The 21,348-nt window shown below is 57.9% G+C and carries 15 protein-coding genes, 1 tRNA gene, 1 pseudogene and 1 riboswitch; of the genes and pseudogenes, 5 read left to right on the forward strand and 12 right to left on the reverse strand.

Annotated elements, in window-relative coordinates; all coding sequences use genetic code 11:
- Positions 1–291: 291 nt before the first annotated feature.
- The 5 genes from ACR0M9_RS06230 to ACR0M9_RS06250 all read right to left on the reverse strand — a co-directional run bounded on the left by ACR0M9_RS06230 (position 292) and on the right by ACR0M9_RS06250 (position 7,486).
- Positions 292–2,556: a glycine-rich domain-containing protein gene (locus ACR0M9_RS06230; protein ID WP_480773117.1), complete on the reverse strand. Its 2,265-nt coding sequence runs from the start codon at positions 2,554–2,556 to the stop codon at positions 292–294.
- A gap of 425 nt (positions 2,557–2,981) precedes the next feature.
- Positions 2,982–4,130, reverse strand: a complete 1,149-nt coding sequence (locus ACR0M9_RS06235; protein ID WP_480773118.1) for an IS1380 family transposase — start codon at positions 4,128–4,130, stop codon at positions 2,982–2,984.
- A 755-nt stretch (positions 4,131–4,885) separates the two neighbouring features.
- A tRNA-Met gene (locus ACR0M9_RS06240) sits at positions 4,886–4,962 on the reverse strand.
- Between the two features lie 55 nt (positions 4,963–5,017).
- Complete coding sequence (locus ACR0M9_RS06245) at positions 5,018–6,019, reverse strand: alpha/beta fold hydrolase (protein ID WP_480487708.1); 1,002 nt, start codon at positions 6,017–6,019, stop codon at positions 5,018–5,020.
- Positions 6,020–7,486, reverse strand: a complete 1,467-nt coding sequence (locus ACR0M9_RS06250; RefSeq protein WP_480773119.1) for a flavin-containing monooxygenase — start codon at positions 7,484–7,486, stop codon at positions 6,020–6,022.
- A gap of 228 nt (positions 7,487–7,714) precedes the next feature.
- Here ACR0M9_RS06250 and ACR0M9_RS06255 point away from each other — a divergent pair, with 228 nt between their 5' ends.
- The 4 genes from ACR0M9_RS06255 (at position 7,715) to ACR0M9_RS06270 (ending at position 11,914) form a co-directional block, all read left to right on the forward strand.
- Entirely contained in the window at positions 7,715–9,262 is a 1,548-nt protein-coding gene (locus ACR0M9_RS06255; RefSeq protein WP_480482094.1) for a trimethylamine methyltransferase family protein, read from the forward strand.
- A 71-nt stretch (positions 9,263–9,333) separates the two neighbouring features.
- Complete coding sequence (locus tag ACR0M9_RS06260; protein ID WP_480773255.1) at positions 9,334–10,437, forward strand: mandelate racemase/muconate lactonizing enzyme family protein; 1,104 nt, start codon at positions 9,334–9,336, stop codon at positions 10,435–10,437.
- 14 nt (positions 10,438–10,451) lie between these two features.
- A complete protein-coding gene (locus ACR0M9_RS06265; protein ID WP_480773256.1) occupies positions 10,452–11,183 on the forward strand; it encodes an SDR family NAD(P)-dependent oxidoreductase in 732 nt (243 codons plus the stop codon).
- Positions 11,180–11,914, forward strand: coding sequence for an SDR family NAD(P)-dependent oxidoreductase (locus ACR0M9_RS06270; RefSeq protein ID WP_480773120.1), 735 nt, complete (start codon positions 11,180–11,182; stop codon positions 11,912–11,914). The genes ACR0M9_RS06265 and ACR0M9_RS06270 overlap by 4 nt, the downstream gene beginning before the upstream one ends.
- A gap of 2 nt (positions 11,915–11,916) precedes the next feature.
- Here the strand turns inward: ACR0M9_RS06270 and ACR0M9_RS06275 are convergent, their stop codons facing one another.
- The 4 genes from ACR0M9_RS06275 to ACR0M9_RS06290 are packed head-to-tail and all read right to left on the reverse strand — an operon-like array spanning position 11,917 to position 16,391.
- Entirely contained in the window at positions 11,917–13,257 is a 1,341-nt protein-coding gene (locus ACR0M9_RS06275; RefSeq protein WP_480773121.1) for an NAD(P)/FAD-dependent oxidoreductase, read from the reverse strand.
- Positions 13,254–14,750, reverse strand: coding sequence for an aldehyde dehydrogenase (locus tag ACR0M9_RS06280; RefSeq protein ID WP_480773122.1), 1,497 nt, complete (start codon positions 14,748–14,750; stop codon positions 13,254–13,256). The genes ACR0M9_RS06275 and ACR0M9_RS06280 overlap by 4 nt, the downstream gene beginning before the upstream one ends.
- A gap of 5 nt (positions 14,751–14,755) precedes the next feature.
- Positions 14,756–15,673 (reverse strand): dihydrodipicolinate synthase family protein, encoded by a 918-nt coding sequence (locus tag ACR0M9_RS06285; RefSeq protein WP_480773123.1) that lies wholly within the window; start codon positions 15,671–15,673, stop codon positions 14,756–14,758.
- Between the two features lie 7 nt (positions 15,674–15,680).
- Positions 15,681–16,391 (reverse strand): GntR family transcriptional regulator, encoded by a 711-nt coding sequence (locus ACR0M9_RS06290; RefSeq protein WP_480557693.1) that lies wholly within the window; start codon positions 16,389–16,391, stop codon positions 15,681–15,683.
- Between the two features lie 166 nt (positions 16,392–16,557).
- Here ACR0M9_RS06290 and ACR0M9_RS06295 point away from each other — a divergent pair, with 166 nt between their 5' ends.
- Positions 16,558–17,508, forward strand: a complete 951-nt coding sequence (locus tag ACR0M9_RS06295; protein WP_267365279.1) for a GlxA family transcriptional regulator — start codon at positions 16,558–16,560, stop codon at positions 17,506–17,508.
- An 890-nt stretch (positions 17,509–18,398) separates the two neighbouring features.
- Here the strand turns inward: ACR0M9_RS06295 and ACR0M9_RS06300 are convergent.
- The 3 genes and pseudogenes from ACR0M9_RS06300 to ACR0M9_RS06310 form a co-directional block, all read right to left on the reverse strand.
- Positions 18,399–18,908: pseudogene (locus ACR0M9_RS06300) on the reverse strand (ABC transporter ATP-binding protein); the annotation flags it as partial.
- Positions 18,905–19,936, reverse strand: coding sequence for a FecCD family ABC transporter permease (locus ACR0M9_RS06305; protein WP_480538224.1), 1,032 nt, complete (start codon positions 19,934–19,936; stop codon positions 18,905–18,907). The pseudogene ACR0M9_RS06300 and the gene ACR0M9_RS06305, both read right to left, overlap by 4 nt.
- 14 nt (positions 19,937–19,950) lie before the next feature.
- Positions 19,951–20,955: an ABC transporter substrate-binding protein gene (locus ACR0M9_RS06310; RefSeq protein ID WP_480773124.1), complete on the reverse strand. Its 1,005-nt coding sequence runs from the start codon at positions 20,953–20,955 to the stop codon at positions 19,951–19,953.
- A 153-nt stretch (positions 20,956–21,108) separates the two neighbouring features.
- Positions 21,109–21,301: riboswitch (cobalamin riboswitch) on the reverse strand.
- Positions 21,302–21,348: the final 47 nt, after the last annotated feature.

Genomic DNA, 21,348 nt, shown 5'->3' on the forward strand with positions numbered 1-21,348 from the left:
ACGTGCCCCTCGCAGCCTTCAACACCATGTTTTATAAGCAAAATATCTCATTCAGAACAGCAAAATCAGCGGATTACTTGGGGAATGTGGGAAAAAAATCTTGCGGGAATGGAATTCTGACATCGAGAGCTTCGGGTGGGTGTTCTTCGCAAACCCGAAGCATATCCCCGTCTAAGTCTATATGGTATTAGCCATCTGCTCGTCGGTCAGCCAGAAAAGGTCGCTCATGTCACCACTCCATTTTCGAAGCCGTGAATCATGCCGCGCAGTGAATATCAATGCGTCCTGAGCCTAGAACGCTTTTTCGAAGGTTAATCCGATGGTTTCGCGTGATGCGCCGCCGATGTTTTCATGTCTGATGCGGAGCGAGAACAGTTGCAGCGCGTCGTTTGAGCTTGCGTTCCATTCCAGTTCGAGACCGCCACCACAATCCTTACTGGAGGTGTTGGTTTTGAGGTATTCGCAGGTCAGGCTGGGGGTTAGGCGCAGCGTCGTATCGTCGTAGACCCGACTGTTGGTTGCAATGGGGAACAGGAATTCCGGCTCAAAGCTCAGCCGGCCCAGGGATACGCTCCCGGCGTCCAGAGCCTCCTGCAAGGTGCTGGTGGTGGTCACGTTCAGCGGCACGCTGCCGATCTCGGTATGGCCATAGGCAAGGCTGAGTTCGGGGCGCAGATCAAAGGCCCGGTACACCCGGTACCCCGAGACAGCAAGGCCAACCTGATAGGAATAGGTGTCATAGTCGCTGTCGACCTGTGTGGTCGCATCGCTAATATCCAGATTGTTCCGCCCGGCGCTGACCGCCGCGAACCCGTCCCAGAACAGGTTCTCACTCAGCTGATCGACAAAATAGGCCCCCGCGGTCAGGCCATAACCTGTGCCATCGCCCGAGAACGACCCGTCGATGTTGGAATGCGAGGCGTTTGCGCCAATAAAATAGCCGAACAGAGCATCTTCAGACACCAGACGCTCCCACGCAACCCTTGCGGTCAGAAAGGCGGTGACATCACCACCGTCAAAGTGGGTCACATCGAAATCCGCAAAGAAATAGCGACTGCGGGCGTCACCAAGACCACGCGTGCCAGAGATCTGGCCCGCCAGATTGGCCATCTCTGCGGTGGCATTCAGGTCCCCGGCAAGGCCCAGCGGGGCCTGGTTCCGGCTTGCGGTCTGACATTCCGTTTCCAATTCGGCCAAGGCGGAAGGTGACAGGTCATCCCGTTCGCGCAGGTTGCGACACCGGGAATACTCTGCAAACCGGTCCCGCGCATTCCGGGTGATCCGCCGGTTTGTCTGCAACTCGGCCCTCAGATCCCGCACAGCCTGCTGCACGATGATGTTGCGGATCTCTTCGCGCTGCGCCTCGGTCAGGGCACCTCCCGCGATCGTCAACACCGCCGAGGCTGCGTTCATCGCCCCCGATGCGGCCGTCGCTACATTGGCGGGCAAGGACACGGTGACTTCGGCACCAGGGGTCGAGGGCGTCACCAGGATCGTGTAGACACGCGGACTGACCATCACCAACCGCGACGCCGTCCCGTTGCCAATCACAAAATCCCCAACCGAAACCCCCGAAACCGCCTCGGAAAACCGGGCCGTAACCGTGAAAGGACCAGCCTGAACACCGTCAGGGCCCGACAACTCAACCGTCGGACCCACGGCAGGCGGAAGCGCATAGCGTACAATAACTATGCCTGAACCGCCGTCGCCGCCATTGGTTGTGCGGGCGCCGCCGCCGCCACCACCGGTGCTAGCTAGCCCGTCCGTTGGAGGGATTTGAAGCGCAGTAGTTGGTGCACCAGACGGGTTCCCGGACATTGTTCCACCCGTTCCACCTCCTCCAGATCCACCATTGCCCCCTACGTTTCCACAAACCGCCCGTCGACCGGCGCTAGCTCCACCACCGCCGCCGCCAAAAATCCGCAATGAACCAGTAATGCTGGATGATCGTCCTGGTCCTCCATCTCCGCCATCCGTTACCAAACCGTTGTTACAGGCTTGAGTTGTCGGATCAGGCGTTTGCAAACCGGGTCCACCAGCCCCTCCTCCTCCGCCTCCAGAGCCACCCCCACCAATCGCAGAGTTAGGGTTGTTGCCTCCACCAAAACCCTGACCAGCGGTACCTGTCCCAGCAACACCAGCGAAAGACCCTCCACCGCCGCCGGAACCTCCCGCCAGACCGTTGTTTGCAACTCCACCGAAACTGGCACCGCCACCGCCGCCACCGCCTATTCCCGTAACAGTTCCAAGTGTTGAAGCTAAAACACTGTCTTGGCCATTCTGACCTGTCATCCCAGTGGTAGCGCCATTCCCACCCATCCCAACGGTCACTGTGATTGATTGCGCGGTTACGTTTGCGAATGCGCCCTCTAGAACGCCGCCACCGCCGCCACCGCCGCCGCCAAAATTGAAGGGACCAAGGTTACGGCCACCGCCACCTCCACCGCCAACGACCAAATATTCCAAGTTGGGAATCCTACCCGTGACATTGAGGGTTCCATTGGTTGTGAAGGTATGAACACGGAATTGCTGGCCAGCGACGGAGATGTCGCTCACCGTACCGCCGGTTGCAGAATAGCTTTGTGCAAATGCAGCGTGCGCAGAAATCAGAGTTACGACTGCACCCATAGCCACGAAAAAGGTTCGGGGAGCAAGTCCACTGAACGAGTTGGTGCGGCGCACTACGTGGGCACCATTTCTAATGGTCTCCAACAATCCCCCGATCATACCGCTCTCCCTCATGCACGAAATACTTCTTAGCCGACATTCCCCAAGTAGAACGCCGTTCGTTCCATGTTGCAGCCGTTCCTCGCACCGATCAAGGTTCTTGGGCCCATTGTGCCGTAGTTCTGGCAACGGACGCAGGAACTGAGCATGATTTATGGCCTCGACGGCCGGATTGATCCAGGTTTGGTACGGATTGGCACCCCATTGAACAGACCAGTCCAGCCGCTTTCCGGTGGGTTTTGCCGCTGACGTCATCATGATGGAACCGGTGGCGGACGCAACTGCTGAATGGCCGCGAAAATACGTCGGAACACGCCGCCGCTGACGGCAACCTCGGCAAGCTGGAAGGTGATCTTGCGGGCGTGTCGGACAACCCTTGCGCCAATCTTGATGAGCCGGGCCTGCAGGCTGGTCAGAGACCAGTCGGCCATCTCCTCTGGCAAGTCGGCACGCTGCAGGAAGCTGCCGAGATTGTAGGCCAAGGCGTGCAACTGAAGCCTGACCTCATTGTCGCGGAACCGCTTGCAGGACAGCCGTGTCCAGTTGATCGCCTGCTTGCCCTCCTTAATGTGCTGCTCGGCGGTACCGCGCTGATTGTAGAACTGGATGATCCACTCTGGATCCATCGGCAGATTGGTGACATAGAAATACCCTTCCGCTTCCAGCATCTCGTATAGCTCCGGAATGGCAAAGGCAGCGTCGGCCCGGAAGAAACGCAGCAGGTCACGGGGCTTGTACCGGGCAATGACGGGAGCCAGAACGTCTTTCCAGCCGTCGGCGCTGTGCACATTACCGGGCCGAAGGGCACAGCGCTCAAGGTGACCAAACTGATTAAAAACAAAGAGCGGGTGATAGCACATGCAGCCGAAATGACCGTTCCATGCGGTGCCCTCCTGAGCGCCGTGGGTCGGGCTGACCGAACTGTCCATGTCCAGTGTGATCCATTTGGGCGGCACCGCGGCATGAACCCGGTCGATCCAGTGCCCCGACAGATCAGCCAACGCAGCGCGATTGCCGGGTGTCGCCAGCACCTCGGTCTCGAACCGTCCCATCTGGCTGGCGGAGGCGGCATTGGCGTCAACGGCCCGTCCTCCCACCACCTGCCGCATCACAGGGTCAACCGCCAGCCGATCTGCGTCATTCACATCCTCGTATCCGGCCAACCGACCGAAGACGGACTGACGCAACAGGCCAACCAGAGAATGCAGTAGGTTATGCCCTGTCCGCGTGTCGCGCAACACACCGCCCGCAAGGTCATGCAGGCCGAGCACCTCATCCAGTTCCCGGAACAGCAGCAGGCCGCCGTCCGAACTGATCTTCGAGCCATGAAATTCCAACCGCACCCGACGGTCAAAACCAAGCCGAACAGCGCCCAGTTCGTCTGCACCCTTCAGGTGATCCATGAAGCCCCGCTCCCGACCGCTTTAACATGCTGAAAAATAACACGTTACCGAGCATTAGGGGCGAAAAAGTGTCAGGTTACTTGGGGAATGCGGGCCAAAAAATATCAAAAAATAACGGAAAATCCGCTATTTGCGAAAGCGCAACACAATTTGATAAATGTAGTTTTCTTAATTGGGCCATCTTGACAAATAACGCACTTGGAAGCGTTCAGATGTGATGTCTTGAAAACCCAATACGCTTTCAAACAGTTGGTCGTAGTGTGGGGCAACGCGGCGGGCGCTATTTTGGTCTGTGGACACAGCGTTGGGCCTGATTGTGGGGGGGATAGAGCGGAGCTGCTATTCGACCCGCATCTTGTGTGATCTACGCATCCGGATTTTGGTCAAACGTCCACTCGTGTTCATCAGTCTCAAAAAGGTGCCAGCATCGTAACATCGGTCGACCGAAAAGACACACAGCTCGGGCAGGCAATAAGTATGAACCTGATCGAACAACTAATAGTCGAAATTCTAACCCGATGTGGATTTCTTGGTAGGCCGTATTTCGGGGGGAAGAGGGGAAAATTAGGAATGTCGGTGTTGGATTCGTAGGACAACGTGACACTCAACAACCGCTAGGGTAACCTTTGCGCACATAAAGGTTTCCGATACACATGTGAAAGTGGGATTAAATGGTACGGAAATGGTACAATTGGCGCCACTGAGGTGCGTGCGAACCTACGGCATCTTCAAAGACTGTGTTCTTAAGGGGGAAATGGTAGCGGAGGAGGGACTTGAACCCCCGACACGCGGATTATGATTCCGCTGCTCTAACCAACTGAGCTACTCCGCCGTGAGTGAGAGGCGATGTAAGCGAGGGGCCGGGGAGGGTCAAGAGGGAAATCGCCCTAACCGGGGAATTCTTTCACGGGCTCTTTCACCGGGTCCTGCAAGGGCGTCTGACGGAATATCGTGGTGTCCACCGTTCTGCGGATAAACGCGGCGCATATCTCCGGTTCTGTGATCAGGATCATATGACCCAGACCGTCAAGCTCTTCATAGCTCAGACCATATTCGGTCATCGGCGGCCCGTGAAGGGCAGGGGACAGAAGCGCATCCTGACTTCCATACAATATCCCGCCGGGGACCGACAGCTCGGGGTATCTGGCCACCAGCGCATCGCAACTGGCATCCAACCCGATAACGTCCTGCGAGGCCGTGACAAAGGCCGACGGGCGCAGCCCGAGTGCACCACCCGCACGGTCCAGAAAGTCATTTGGTGGGGTTTCAGGATCAAATGCCACGCCCAGACTGTGCGGCGCCGTTATTGAGGCCATGGGCACTGCAATCGTGTTGGCAATCAGGCTGCGCAGCCATTTGGTCCGGATCTCGAGCGGTTTGAAGATCACCGGTGTTTCAGGCACCCTGTGCGTTACTGGTGCCAACAGAGCGAGGCCGGATACCCGCTCGGGGTGGTCTAAAGCCAGCGCCAGCGACACCGCACCTCCCAAAGAATGCCCCACCAGCACAACCTGATCCATACCCTTGGTTTCAAGAAACTCAGCAATCATCGCGGCCTGCTGCGGCAATTGTGCGAGCTCTGCCGTATCCCGGGTTGAATATCCGCAACCGGGGCGATCCAGCGCGATGACGTGGAAATCCTGGGCCAGTTGATCCGCCAACGCATAGGTAAAATGCTGTAACTGCCCAGCCAGACCGTGAATCAGAACGACCGTCTGCGCGTCCGGATTGCCCTTTTCCACATAGTGGATGCTGCCGCCCCGTACGGGCACGATCTGGCCCATCTGCGGCACGGTTTTTAGCCCCTGACGGGTTATCCGCCGGGTCCACAGAGCCATGGCCAGAAGAAAGACGGCAAAGGCCGCAATCAGGCTAAGAAAAAATGTCATCTAGCTGTCTCCGGTCCTTACGGGGTTGTATTGCTCCAATCCCGAATGTGACATGCGTTTCTGAAATTCGGCAACTGTTCCGGGCCAAAGCGTCGTGTTTTTCCCGTCCGCATCAATGTACCAGGATGTGCAGCCTCCGGTCTGCCAGACACTGTCCGCGTGACGGTCCTGCATTTCCTGTGTAAAGGCCGCCTGTTTCGCCGCATCGGGGGCGATCACCGACAGTTCCTTGCGTTGCATCTCGCTCAGAACCCGGCCGATATGCCCGACCTGGGCTTCGATCATCAACACGACCGAATTATGCCCAAGCCCGGTATGAGGCCCCAGAAGGATGAAGAAGTTGGGAAAACCGGCTATCGCCGTGCCCAGATGAGCAGACATCCCGTTTGTCCAGGCCGACCGCAGCGTTAGCCCATCTGTGCCAGTAATATCCAACCTCTCTACGACATTGGTAACCTGAAACCCGGTGCCCCAGATCAGCGAGTCTGCCTCTGCCCTGGTGCCATCTGACGCGAGGATGCTGTTGCCATCGATACTGGCCACGCCGTGCGGAATGACGCTGACATTGTCGCGGGCCAGCGCCGGGTACCAGTCATTTGAACTGAGAATGCGTTTGCACCCAATTCGATAGTCCGGGGTCAGAATGCGCCGTTCTTCGGGGTCGGCAATCGCGCCTTCCAACGATTTTCGCCACATCTTCAGAGCAAAGTTCATCGCGCGTTCCTCGCCCCTGAACACGCGGTGACGAAACTCGAAGAACATGAAAATCAGTTTGCGCCGGATGCGCGGAAGCAGGGGAAGGTAGGCATATAGTTTGCGCACCCAAGGTGCGATCGGGCCGTCAGGGCGCGGCATGACGTAAGGCGCGCTGCGCTGAAAAACGGTGACGTGGCCCGCAACCTTGGCAATCTCGGGCACGAACTGAACGGCTGACGCCCCGGTGCCGACAACAGCCACATGCTTTCCGGTCAGATCGACGGTGTGATCCCATTCGGCCGAATGAAAACAGGGGCCGGGAAAACTGCCCGCGCCAGGAATGTCCGGAATGCTGGGATGATGCAGCGCGCCGATGGCCGAGACCAGAAACCGGGCCGACCAGAACTGGCCATCCATGGTTTCGACCTGCCAAAGCGTGCCATCCCATTTTGCCGATTTCAGCGCCTGCCCAAAGTGGCAAAGATCATACAACCCTTCCTGATGCGCGACATTTTGCAGATATTTCTGTATCTCTGCGCCACCGGCATAGGCGCGGCTCCAGTGCGGATTAGGGTGGGTCGCCATGGAATACAGATGCGAAGGAACATCGCAGGCGACGCCAGGATAGGTGTTCTCGCGCCACGTGCCACCGATATCTTCGGCCTTTTCCAGAATGGCGATATCTTTGATGCCACGCTTGCGCGCCTCAAGCGCCATCGTCAGCCCCGAGAACCCGGCACCGATGATCAGCATCTCTGTCGTGTGGTGCATTGAAGCGCCCCTCCTGAAACAACTTTATGGATATCTGTTGCAGATGTCTGCACGTGATTGGCAGTGAAGTAGGTCACACAAGGTAAATTGACCGAACGACCTTACGTGAACAGACATGGCGAAAAACCGTCATCAGGGCGGTGTCGCTTCCTGCAAACACATATCGCAATCAGAGAGGTGAACGCGGCGTAATTCCGCCAGTCTGATTCAAAACAGGAGGATTGCCCCTTGTCGACCCGTACTCTTACACGCGCTGGTGGGCGTTCCGCGCGCCGCGCTCTTCGCACTGCGCCGAATTTTGACATGCTGCCGGGGCTGACACGCGGCATCCCGCATTGCGAAGTTATGGACGGAAGTCAGGTTGAGCTTATCGACAAGGCCGCCATGGATATTCTGGAGAACGTCGGTGTCCAGTTCCGCGACCCGACCGCAGTGGAAGACTGGAAGAAAGCGGGGGCAAAGGTCGAAGAAGAGCTGGTCTTTCTGGACCGCAACATGGTGCGCGAGCTGATCGCGACCATTCCGGCGCAATTCACCTATCACGCGCGCGATCCGCAAAAGAACCTCGCTCTCGGCGGCAAGCACTCGATCTTCGTGCCGATGACCGGCGCGCCGTTTCTTCGTGATCTTGACGACGTGCGCCGGAACCCGACGCTGGACGATCTGGCGATGTTTCACAAACTGTCGCACATGATGCCCGCATTGCACAGCTCGGCCCATCATATCGTCGAACCTTACGACCACCCGATCAGCCAGCGGCACCTGCGCATCACTTATTCGTCGATGAAATACTCGGACAAAACGTTCATGGGCATGACCACCTCGCCCCGGAATGCCGAAGACGTGATGGACATGTGCGATATCCTTTTCGGCCAAGGGTTCATTGATGACCACCCGGTTACAACGGGCAACTGCAATGGCAACAGCCCGCTGGTCTGGGATGAAACCATGCTGGGTGCAATGCGCGCCTTCTGCCGCCGGAATCAGCCGGTTTTGTGCTCGCCCTTCGTTCTGGGCGGTGCCAATACGCCCGCATCGGTACCCGCAACCGTGGCACAGCTAACCGCCGAGGCGCTTTCGGCACTGGCTTATACGCAGGTGATCCGCAAGGGCTGTCCGGCGATTTGGGGGCATTATCTGTCAACCGTTTCGATGAAATCCGGTGCGCCGATGGCAGGGACGCCTGAAATCAGTCTGATGAATTTCATGATTGGTCAGATGGCGCGCTTTTACGATGTGCCATGGCGCACCTCGAACACGCTGGGCGGGGCCAAGACGTTTGACGCGCAGGCCGGGTACGAATCCGCCACAACTCTGGGCGCTGTTCTGCATGCAGGGGCCCACTACATCTGGCATTCGGCAGGCTGGAACGAGGCGGGGATGCATTGTTCGGTCGCCAAGTTTGTTGTGGACGCGGAACAATGCGCGATGGCCTATCGGATGGCGGAGGGGCCTAAATGGCATGATTTTGACGAAGGCTTGGCCGCAATTCCGGATGTGGGTCCCGGCGGGCACTATTTGGGGCATCCGCACACCCAGGAGAATTTTCAGACGGCTTTTTTCATGCCCGAACTGTTTGACAACAACTCGATCGAACAATGGGTGGCGGAAGGTGAAGTTGAAATCACCGAACGCGCTCTGAAATACGCGAGGAAGCTTTTAGCCGAGTATCAGGAACCAAAGTTGGACGAGGCCAAGAACGACGCCCTTCTGGACTATATCGCCCGCCGTGAGAGGGAAATTCCGGCAGCAGATGAGCTAAACCAGACATACTGATGCAAACTCCCCGTGCTGGCCTGCCCGAAACACCGGGCGGGTTCTTTTTCGTTCAAGACCAAGAGACCAAAATGAAGATCGCCGAATTGCACATCTACAGCCACGACCTGTCGGTCAAAAACGGACCCTACACCATGGCCAATGCACAGGTCTGGTCCTTGGATACCACGCTGGTGAAAGTTGTGGCGGACAACGGTCTGGTTGGCTGGGGGGAAACCTGCCCAGTTGGGCCAACATATGCCGAGGCGCACGCAGCAGGTGCCCGCGCAGCGCTTGCCGAAATGGCCCCTGGCTTGATCGGGGTCGAGGTGCTGCCCCTGTCCCTGCATCGCCGGATGGATAGGCTGCTGAACGGGCATGCCTATGCTAAGGCGGCCATCGATATCGCGGTGCATGACCTGCTGGGCAAGCATCTGGGCGTTCCGGTCTGTGACCTGCTGGGCGGTGCGACCACGAACAAGGTACCATCCTACTACGCCACTGGCGTCGGCGCGCCCGATGACATTGCCCGGCTGGCAGGCGAAAAGCTGGCAGAAGGCTACCCCCGTCTGCAGATCAAAGTTGGGGGTCGCCCGGTCGAGATCGACATCGAAACCATCCGAAAAGTCTGGGATGTGGTCAAAGGAACAGGCATGCGACTTGCCGTCGACGGCAACCGGGGCTGGACCACGCGCGACGCCCTGCGTGTTAGCCGCGAATGCCCCGAAATCCCGTTCATCATGGAACAGCCCTGCAACACCATCGAAGACTTGCAGAAGATCCGGCCTCAGGTCGCACACGGTATATACATGGATGAAAACAGCACCAGCTTGAACATCGTGATTTCGGCAGCGGGCACCGGTTTGGTCGATGGGTTCGGCATGAAGGTCACCCGCATCGGCGGTCTGCATCCGATGCGCGCTTTCCGCGACATCTGCGAGGCGCGCAACCTGCCACACACCTGCGATGACAGCTGGGGAGGAGACATCATCGCTGCCGCCAGTACTCATATCGGTGCCACCGTTCGGCCCGACCTGCTGGAAGGTGTCTGGCTGGCTGCGCCTTATATCGAGGGAAACTACGACCCTGAAAACGGCATCCGGATCAAAGGTGGGCATATTGAACTGCCAACCGGGCCGGGGTTGGGCGTGGTTCCTGATGAAGGCCAATTCGGTGCTCCGGTTGCATCATTCTAACAATGGATGACTTTATGAACCTGAATGGAAAATCGGCTCTGGTCACTGGCGCAGCCGGTGGTATCGGGGCGTCAATCGTTCAACGCCTGCGCAAGGCGGGGGCGCGGGTCGCCGTCGCAGACCGGTCGGTCGGTGGCATCGAGGCTGAGGCACATCTGCCCGGCGATTTACTTGATCCCGCCTATTCTGATTGCTTACCTCAGGCTGCGGCTTCGGCGCTGGGTGGGCTCGATATCGTGATCAACAATGCAGGCGTCATCACGCGCGGGTCGGTCACGGAAACGTCTGATGCGGATTGGTCTCTGTCACTGGGGGTCAACGTTGAAGCGCCCTTTCGTATCTGCCGTGCCGCGATTCCAATCATGGCCGAAGCAGGGAGTGGGGCCATCGTCAACACCGCGTCCTGCTGGGGGTTGCGTCCGGGCCCTAACCACGCCGTGTATTGTATGACCAAAGCGGCCATTGCGTCCTTGACCCAGTGCATGGGCATGGACCACGCCCATCAGGGCATTCGCATCAACGCAGTATGCCCGAACGAAGTGAATACTCCGATGCTGCGCTCGGGCTTTGAAAAGCGGGGTTTTGATCCCGATTCCGCGGTGGCTTCTCTGGGCCAAACCGTACCGCTGGGCCGGATCGCCGAACCGGAAGACATCGCCGACGTGATCATGTTCCTTGTCTCGGACGCATCGCGCTATGTTTGCGGTACGTTGGTCGAGGTCAACGGAGGGAAGCCCGTTTCATGAGGCGTTTCGATGGAAAAGTAGCGCTGGTCACCGGCGGGCGTAGCGGCATCGGTCAGGCCATCGCCCGACGTTTGCAAGACGAAGGTGCACAGGTCTTTACCGCCCAACGCGGCGAGGACAGCGAATTCCATGGAATCGCTGCTGATTTCACCAATCCCAACAGCCCCGAGCAGGTGGTCGGCAATGTGATCGCTGAAGCCAAGCGTCTGGACGTGTTGGTCAACAACGCCGGCATGATGCAGGAAGCCTCGGTCGAGGAAATGAGCCATGAGGACTGGCAGCGTATCCTGACGGTCAACCTCACCGCACCGTTCCTGATGATCAAGGCCGCACTGCCCTACTTGCGCAAAACCAAAGGCACCATCGTCAATACCGGATCCATCGAAGGTTTGGGCAGCAATCCCGGCCACGCCGCCTACTGCGCGTCCAAAGCAGGGTTGCACGGCCTGACCCGCGCCGTTGCCGTGGATCACGGGGCCGAAGGCATCCGATGCAATGCGGTTGCGCCGGGATGGGTCGATACCGAGCTGAATGAGGATTTCATTGAATCCATGCCCGACCCGGCTGCATTCCGTCGCGACATTGCCAAAATCCACCCTGTCACCCGGACGGGACGTCCTGAAGAAGTTGCGGCGCTCGTCGCGTTTCTGGCATCAAAGGATGCAGCTTTTGTCACCGGGCAGGTCTATACGGTGGATGGAGGGCGCATGGCGAAGCTCAGCTTGCCTTGACCTCATTCCTTGCCTGACCGCCATTCTTTCCAGATCAGATAGCTGTTTACTCCAAACGAGGCGAACGGCTCGGGTGGCAAACGCGGCAAGTCCGGTTGCGCCAGAAAATGATCGGCGATGTCAGACTGCTGGTCCAACAACAGTTCAGCGATGCCCATGCCTTGCAGTGTTCCCCGTGCAATGCCCAGACCGTTCTGACAACAGGCTGAGTAGACACCGTCCTCAAGCTCGCCGAACGCAGCCGATCCATTGCGGCTGAGGCAAAGCATCCCGGCCCAGCGATGTTCCATCTGCACATCCGGCAGATGCGGGAAGCGTTCCCTAAACTTTCGGTCATGCACCCAGCCTGCATTGCGCAGTCGCATTGGACTGGTCTCGATTGTTGGATGAAAGCTGGAGCAGGTGCGGATCAGGATGCGATCCCCATAGCTGCCGGAAATGCGCCGTACTGACGTCCCCATCGGGTTCGCTGGCGTCACCGACCAGCGCGACTTCCCGCCTAGTGTCTTGATCTGCGCCTCGTTCAGCGGGGCTGTGAGCGAGGCGTAAAGGCAAATGTGCATCAATTGCCGCTGGTAGAACCCAAAGCTCTCCAGGTGGCCGTTATTGGCCAGAATTATCCGCCCGGTGCTCACCTTGGCCTTGTTGGTGCTGACCACCCAGCCTGCGCCTTGTTGTTCCAAACCGGTGACGGGTGAATGCTCGAACACTTCGATCTGCCCGGCCAGACGGGCGGATAGCGCACGCACATAAGCCGCAGGCTGAATCATCACTGTCCCCGGCGCATAAAGTCCCGAGGTATAGTGCGGGCTGCCCGTGACCTCTTGCATCTGCTGCTGATCTAAAAGCTTATGCGGCTCGCCCAGTTTGGTCAGGTGCGCGGCAAAGGCGCGGTTTTGCGCGTCGCCCGCTTTGGTGGCGGCGGCATTGTATTTGCCGCAAGGGTCGAACATTTCCTGTGGCAGCCCGCAATCGGAGGCCACTTCGGTCGCAAAGGCAATGGCCTTGCGGTTCAGCGCAATGGTGGCGCGATCTGCCTCTGATCCCTTGCCTGCGTAGTTGTCCGAGGCCAAGTCATGGGGCAGGTCGATCATAAACCCGGAATTTCGGCCTGCCGAGCTGTCCGCGAAGCGGCCGGCTTCCAGCAGAACGATTTTCAGGGAAGGATCCAATTGATGCAGCCGCCGTGCCGCGCTGAGCCCGGCAAACCCGCCGCCAACTATTGTGATATCCGCGGTAAGGTTCCGTTCCAGCACCGCCAGAGGTGTTTGGGGCGGCAGAATCGCGTTCCATCCCGACGGACCTGTCTGCCGGGGTAGCCTTTTGGCGTCATGTCGGCTCAACCGACAGCCTCATCCGCGTCATCGGCCAGATCGATCCAGATGGTTTTCAACTGGGTGTACTGATCATGCGCGTGTATCGAGTTATCACGACCCCCAAAGCCCGATTGCTTGTAACCACCGAAGGGTGTCGTGATGTCACCTTCGCCGAAGCTGTTCACTGTCACGGTGCCTGCGCGGATCATCCGCGCACCTCGAATGGCGCGTTTGACATTGGCCGTGAAGATCGAGGCACATAAGCCATAGTCGGTGTCGTTCGCGATCTGGATCGCTTCATCGAAGCCCGAGACTTCAATTACCGACAAGACAGGGCCAAAGATTTCCTCGCGCGCCAATGCAGCGTCGTTGCCGGGCACTTCGACCACGGTGGCCTCGACAAACCCGTTGTCTGCCTTGCCACCGATCACCACGTTCTCGGCCTGATCCAGATAGCCACAAACCTTGGTGTAGTGGTCTTCGCTCACCAGTGCGCCCATGCGGGTTTCGGGGTCGAGCGGGTCGCCGGTGTTCCATTGTTTGGCGTGATGCGCGATGCGCTCCAGCAGCTCGGCCTTCACTTTCTTATGCACGATCAGGCGTGACGAGGCCGAGCAGTTTTCACCCATGTTCCAGAATGCGCCATTGACGATATGCGCCGCCACCCTGTCCAGGTTTTCGGCATCGTCCATCACGATGGCTGGGTTCTTGCCGCCCATCTCCAAGACCACCTCTTTGGCGTTGCTTTCCGCCGAATAGGTCAGAAAGCGTTTGCCGGTCACGGTTGAGCCTGTGAAGGATACCATGTCGATATCCATGTGCCGCCCAATGGGTTCGCCCACCTCGGCCCCGCCACCGGGAACGATGTTCAATACTCCGCGTGGCAAACCTGCCTCCATCGCCAATTCAGCAAGGCGCAGGGCCGTCAAAGTGGTTTCAATCGCCGGTTTCACAACAACAGAACAGCCTGCCGCCAGTGCTGGCCCTATCTTCCATGCCAGCATCAGCAGCGGAAAGTTCCACGGCAGCACCAGACCGACGACGCCGATTGGCTCGCGCACCACCATAGCGATGTGATCGTCGCTGGCCGGCGAAACCTGATCGTAAATTTTGTCAATAGCCTCGGCGTGCCACTTCAGGCAGTGGATCGTCTCGGGCACATCAACAGTTTCGCAGTCAAAGATGGTCTTGCCGCTGTCGATGCTCTCCATCACGGCCAGTTCACGGGCGTTGCGGGTTATCAGCTTGCACAACCTGATCAATATATCCTTGCGATCAGACGGATGCAGCTTGCTCCAGCGGCCATCGTCAAACGCCTCACGAGCTTTCGCGACCGCAAAATCCACATCCGCCCCATCGCAGGATGCGATATCGGTCAGCTTTTCACCGGTTGCAGGGTTCTCTGTCGCAAAGGTCTGGCCCGAGAACGACGGACGGAATGCGCCGTCGATAAAGGCGCCTGTCGGCAGGTTCAGACCTGCGGCGATGGATTTGTATTCGTCCTGTGTCAGCAGATCCATGTTTGTCACCCCTCAGCCACGATGTCAGCGATTGTCTTCCTCAGCACGCGCGTCACCTGTTCCAGCGCGCGCTTGTCATCTTTGTTCAGGCCCTTCAGTGGAGGCCGCATGATACCCGCGTCGATCCCGTTCATGGTGACGCCATGCTTGATGGTCTGGATGAACTTGCCACCCTGTTCCAGCACCCGCATCAGCGGCATCATCGCAGACATGATCCGGCGCCCTTTGGCAAAGTTGCCTTCGATCACGCAGGCCTGATACAATGCCACATGTTCTGCTGGCAGGAAGTTCGAACCGCCGCAGACCCAGAATGGTGCGCCCCAGGCGAAAAACTCCAGTGCCTGATCGTCCATGCCACAGCCCAGCTGGATATGCGGATAATCCCGCGCCAACAGATGCACCCGGTTGATATCGCCCGAGCTTTCCTTGATGCCGCAGAAATTTCGGCTCCGACCTACGCGGTCAAGGAACTCTTCCCCCATCATTGTGCCGGTACGGTGCGGATAGTTGTAAAGCATCACCGGCAGGTCGGCGGCCTTGTCGATGGCCAGCGCGTTCAGCGCGTTTTCGCGATCCGTCGGTACCGAATAGGGCGGGCTGGCCAACAGGATGGCGTCCGCGCCGATGTCGCGCGCGCCCGCGGCCAACGCAATCGAGTCCGAAGTCAGCATCGCGCCCGTGCCAACCACCAAGGGCAACCGCCCTTTCAGGCGCTGATGCGTGAATTTGGCCAGTTCCAGCCGCTCCGCCACGGTCTGGGAATAATTCTCACCCGTGGATCCGCCGGAAATCAGGCCGTGCACACCATTTTCGATCAGGTATTCGATCACGTCGGACAGGGCGTCCCAGTTCACGCTTCCATCGTCGTGATAGGGGGTGACCACAGGGGTATATATCCCTTCAAACTTGAAAATCGGGTTCATTCCGTCCTCATGCGGGTTTCGAAAATGGTGGGATACCCATCGGCACATCCAGCGCGTCAGGCATCACGAACATCCCGATCTGATCCCGGGACAGGTTCCAGTGATCCTCGGCCAGTTTCGCCGCCGCGGCTTCATCGCGTGCCTCGATGGCTGCGATGATCGCGTCATGCTGTTGGCTGGCCAGCGACAGGTTTTCGGACATTTCAACTGTCTGTGGCCGGTAGAACGTCATGCCAATCCGTGCATGATCGATCAGCAGCCGGTTGAATGACGGCAGCAGGTAGACATTGCCGGACATCTCTCCGGTCACGTCATGAAAACGGTTGTTGGCAAGTGCACGATCTTCGGCCGACCCTGAACGAAGGGCAGCTTTGAATGCTTGCTGAGCCGCTTTCAGTTCTTCGATTTGCGCGTTAGTCGCGTTCACTGCCGCCAGACGCAGGATGGCCCCGTAAACCATCGGCGCGGCAAGGAAGAAATCTCGCAGCGTGGTGTAGGACATTTCCGAAACACGGGCGCTGCGGTTTTTCCGTAGATCCAGATAGCCTTCGCCAGCCAGTTGACGAAACACTTCGCGCAGAGGCGTGCGCGACAGGCCGAATTCATCGGACAAATGCGCCTCATCCAGATCGTCACCTGGACGAAGGCGCAGCGTCAGGATGGACATCTTCAGGTGTTCTCTGAGCGCATTTTTGCGCGACTTGGCTTCGTCTTTCATCCTTTGGCCTCACTATGTCCTGTGGCCGCTGCGTTCGAATCGCGGAGGTCACAGTTTTGTATTTCTAAAAAATACAACTTGTATACAAAAAAATCTCGTGCAGCATGGGTGTCTGCAAAATAGACTCACGTTCGGGCGTCGGCCCAGTTTGGAAATGGTCCTGCTCATGCCTCAGACGCAGCACTTCGCCTTCATTCTGGTCGAGGAGTTTTCGCACCTCGCCTTTTCCTGTGCGGTCGAGCCGCTGAGAATCGCCAACCTTGTAAGTGGCGAAGAGCTGTATCGCTGGTCATTTGTATCCGAACAGGGCGAGCAGGCCGTGTCTTCCAATGGGTCCGTCACCCTCGTGCATTCCGGACTTGAGGAACTGTCCAAGTGCGATCAGCTCTTTGTTTTGTCGGGCATTCACATGCGTGACCACGTGACCCGTTCCCTTCTGGCCACACTGCGGCGCGAACGAGCGCGTGGAACGCGGATCGGGGCATTGTGTTCCGGCGCGTGGCTGCTGGCCGAGGCCGGGTTCCTCAATGGTATGCAGGCGGCGATCCATTGGGAATACCACGACGCGTTCATGGAAGCCTTTCCGGATATCAATCTGGTGCGCAGCGTCTTTGTCGCCGACGAAAAACACATTACCGCATCAGGTGGGACCGCGACCGCAGACCTGATGCTGCATCTGATTGAACGCGACCATGGCGAAGAGCTGGCCACCGATGTTGCGGATCAAATGGTCTATAACACGGTGCGTAATGCGACCGCCAAGCAGCGCGTTTCGCTGCAATCGCGCAATGGAATGCGCAATGCCCATCTGGCAAAGGCGATAGACATTATGCAGGACAGCCTGGAAACCCCAGTTTCCCCATCCTTCATTGCAGACAAATTGGGTATTTCCACCCGTCAACTTGAACGGTTGTTTGGCAAATACTTAAACACTTCCCCTAAAAGGTACTTTATGGAAATGCGGCTGGAACGGGCCCGGAAGCTGCTTTTGCAAACCGAGGCGTCGGTCACCGAAGTCGCCGTGGCCTGCGGCTTCGAAAATCCGGGTCATTTCTCTAGGGTGTACAGATCCAGTTTCGGCATCACGCCGCACGCGCAACGCAACAAGATCAACTGAAAAAGATGGGTTGCTGGTTCGCGCTTACCGGCGGGGGTGCCGCGATCTGTTGGCCTCGAACTGGCCTGATCTGGCACCCCCTGATCCTGCCGGGATACCCCCTCGTTAAAAACTGGACTAGTCAACAGACCGGCAGGATTACCCACCAATAAATCTCGATATAGGCATAAGTATATCAAGAACTTGTCATCCAGAGATTTGTTGTGCCCTGTTTCGTTAATCTACCGTTAATTTAAGGCTCAGATTGAGGCTTTGATTGTGGGTAATCTGCAATATCGACATGCGGTCGCCGCAATCTGTTCAACCTGATGGCGTGTCGTGATTTGTGTCAGGCCTCAGAGGTTTCTAAAAGGAATCTGTTTCACGGTTCAAAACAAGTAGTGAACATATCACTGAGGTTTGGTCGACCCACGCTCGGACAACGCGCCTGCCGATCATCTTTGAAGGCAAAAAACGAACGAATCCAATCCAGGTCAGAATCAAGACAGCATTCGACGGGCAACTTGACGGGTTGTGAGGAAACCCAGGTCAAGATTGCGCGCCGTTGGAATATGGCTTTGAGGCCGTAGATTGTACGTATCTGGCATGCTGCGCTGACGACACTGATATCCAGTACGACCAGAAGCGATCGGAAGCCGTCAGTCCAGATGATAGGACAGAAACCGTTCTGTCCCGCCGGTACTATACCCCCACTGTGCTTTGACACCGAAAACTTCTGAAACGGTTTCCAAAGACAGGGCATGTTCGGGCGGGCCAAGAGAGACCAGCCGCCCTTTTGACAAAACAGCCACCCGGTCACAGGCCATCGCCTGATTCAGATCGTGCAGCGCCATCACTGTCGTCACTTTTAGAATTCGAACACAGTTCAGGATCGACAGTTGGTGATGAATGTCCAGATGGTTGGTCGGTTCGTCCAAAAGCAAGAGTCCCGGTTGCTGAGCCAAAGCGCGTGCGATGTGCAGTCGCTGGCGCTCTCCTCCCGACAATGTCGCCCATTCTCTGTGTGCCATATCGGCCATTTCCACGGTTTGCAGGGCTTTGTCGACTTGCCAGGTGTCCTCGGCGCGCCACGGCCGTAAGGCCGACAGCCAGGGCGTGCGGCCCAGTTCGACCACGGATCGTGCAGTCACGCGTTCGGCCGTATCAGCCTGTTGTTCAACGATGGCAATCCGTTGGGCAATTTGTCTGCGCGACAAATGCGAAACGGGATGACCCGCTATGACGACTTTTCCTGAAACCGGACGTACCAACCCCGCCAGCAGGCGCATCAGCGTTGATTTCCCTGAACCGTTAGGTCCGACCAAAGCAAGTGTTTCGCCGGGCTCCACGACAAAGGATACGTCTGACAGCAAAGTCTTGCCGCGAACGGAATATGTCAGGTTTTGCGCCTCGATCTTCATCGGGCGCTCCTCTGGCCGCGCACCAAAATTACGGCAAAGGCAGGCGCACCGATCAGAGCGGTGACCACCCCAATCGGCAGAACCTGACCCGGGATGATGATGCGCGACACGATATCTGCGCCGATCAGGAAGACCGCTCCGATCAAGGCGGAGGTTGGGATAAGCCTGCGATGCCCCGGTCCCACAAGGAACCGGGCAGCATGAGGGATGACCAGCCCGACAAAGCCAATGGATCCGACGATAGAAACCATGACAGCTGTCGTGAGCGCGGTCGCAAAGATCAGGGTTGCCTGCACCCGACGTACCGATATGCCCAGCGAGGCCGCTGAATCAGAGCCGAAAATAAAGGCGTCCAGTGCTCTGGCGTGAAAGCGGCAAATGAGCCAACCGACAAGGGCCACCGGAATGGCCAGATACACATCCGGCCAGCGCACGCCGCTGAGGTTTCCCATCAGCCAGAACATGATCCCGCGCGCCTGATCGGCATTGGCGGATTTGGCGATGATGAAGGCCGTCAGCGCATTGAACAACTGAGACCCGGCAATTCCCGCCAGGACGATCTGTGCCGTCGCAACCCGTCCGCCCCCTGCGCCAGCGGCTCGGGCCAGCAACGCGACAAAACCAAAAGCCAAAAGCGCGCCATTGAACGCGCCAAAAGACAGCGACAAAGCCCCCCCACCCAAACCAGCGATGGTTACAGCCACGGCACCCGTCGAGGCCCCGGCAGAAATGCCCAAAATGTAAGGGTCGGCCAACGGGTTTCGCAGCAAAGCCTGCAACACGACCCCTGCGACAGCCAGACCGGCACCGCAGGACGCAGCGACCAGAGCGCGAGGAATCCGGTAGCTCCAGATAATACCCTGATCAATTGGGTCGACAGGAAAGTCCGCTCCGGCCAGCTTGTTGGCCAGAACGGAGAGAACCAAATCGGGCGACAGAGAGGTTTCCCCGATCATCGCGCCCGCAAGAACCGCCGCAATCAACAATGGCACGGTAAGGCACGCAGCCTTGAAACCCTGCCGTAAGATTGCGGCGACCTCGTTCACAGGTTGTTTCCGATGGTATCCAGCTTCTCGGCCAGATCCTCCAGCGCCGGGATTGCGCGGATGGTGGCGTCCATGGCCTGCGCATCCATAATGACGATCCGGTCATTCTTGACCGCATCCATCTGGCTGGTCACCGGATCAGTGCGCAGGAACTCCAGCTTTTTCAGGTAGTCGTCCGCAGCAAAGCGACGGCGGTCCATCTTGGCGATAACAATCACCGTCGGATTGGCCTTGGCAATGGTTTCCCAGCCCACTGTTGGCCATTCTTCATCCGTCTCGACGACGTTGCGGATACCCAATTTACTCATCATGTATCCCGGTGCGCCTTTCTGTCCGGCCACAAACGGGTCGCTTTCCATTTCAGGAGAGGAAAACCAGAATACGGCTGACACATCGTCCAGCTTCACGGTTTGCGCCTTGGCGACGGCTGCGGCTTCGCGGGCCTTGTACTCGGCAACCAAGTCCGTGCCGCGTTCGGATACATCAAAGGCTGCCGCCAGTTCTTCGATACCCTGATACAGCGTATCGGTCGAGAACGCTTGCAGGCGGGTGCCATCGCCGCCGACTGTATTGTCTTTGCCGATGCAATCTGCAGGCATTACGTACGTTGGAATGCCCAGTTCGTGAAATTGCTCACGCGTGGCGACGATGCCCTCGGGTCCGACATGCCACTCATATTGCGCTGCGACCAGTCCCGGCCGCTTGGCAACAACGCTTTCAAAGCTGGGATCATTGTCTGCCAGACGCTCTACCTTGGCATTCACCTCGGCATATTCAGGCAGCACCTCGTTGAACCAGACCGAGGTTCCAAGAACCTGCTCGCCCAGACCCAGCGCATAAAGCACCTCGGTCGCGGCTTGGCCGACCGTGACTGACGACGTCACTGGCGCGTCAAACGTGACCGAGTGACCGCAGTTTTCGATAGTTAGGGGAAAGTTTCCTTCGGCGGCAGCGCTGGTAGCCAGCAAGGAAAGGCCAATCAGGCCAGTGCGTAGAAACATGACAATCGATCTCCATGTGTCAATGACCAGAGAACGGGTGAATGGGCATTTACCGAAGCAACAGACGCTTTACTGCCTGCCGTGAGCGCAGGGTAGAAAATAGACCGCCCGGCGCGTTTCTTCGGCAACCTCCCCGGACAACCCCGCCCGGTGTGTTTCGGTTTCATACCGGCAGGTCTCCTGACTGACGGGTCTTTGTCTGTCCTGTCTTCCCAGACCAAAATGGCCCAGTGACGGAAATGGACAGCGCTCGCCGCCTACAGTTGCGGGGGCAGTTCCGGTTGGCACCAAAAGGCACCTCGGATTCCCTCTTAGCCACATCGGGACCGGTAAAACGCGGGTACCTTAACACTTACCCTGCGGCAAGAAAAAACTCCGGGGTCTTTCCTATTT

The organism is Ruegeria sp. CH2, assembly GCF_056537065.1.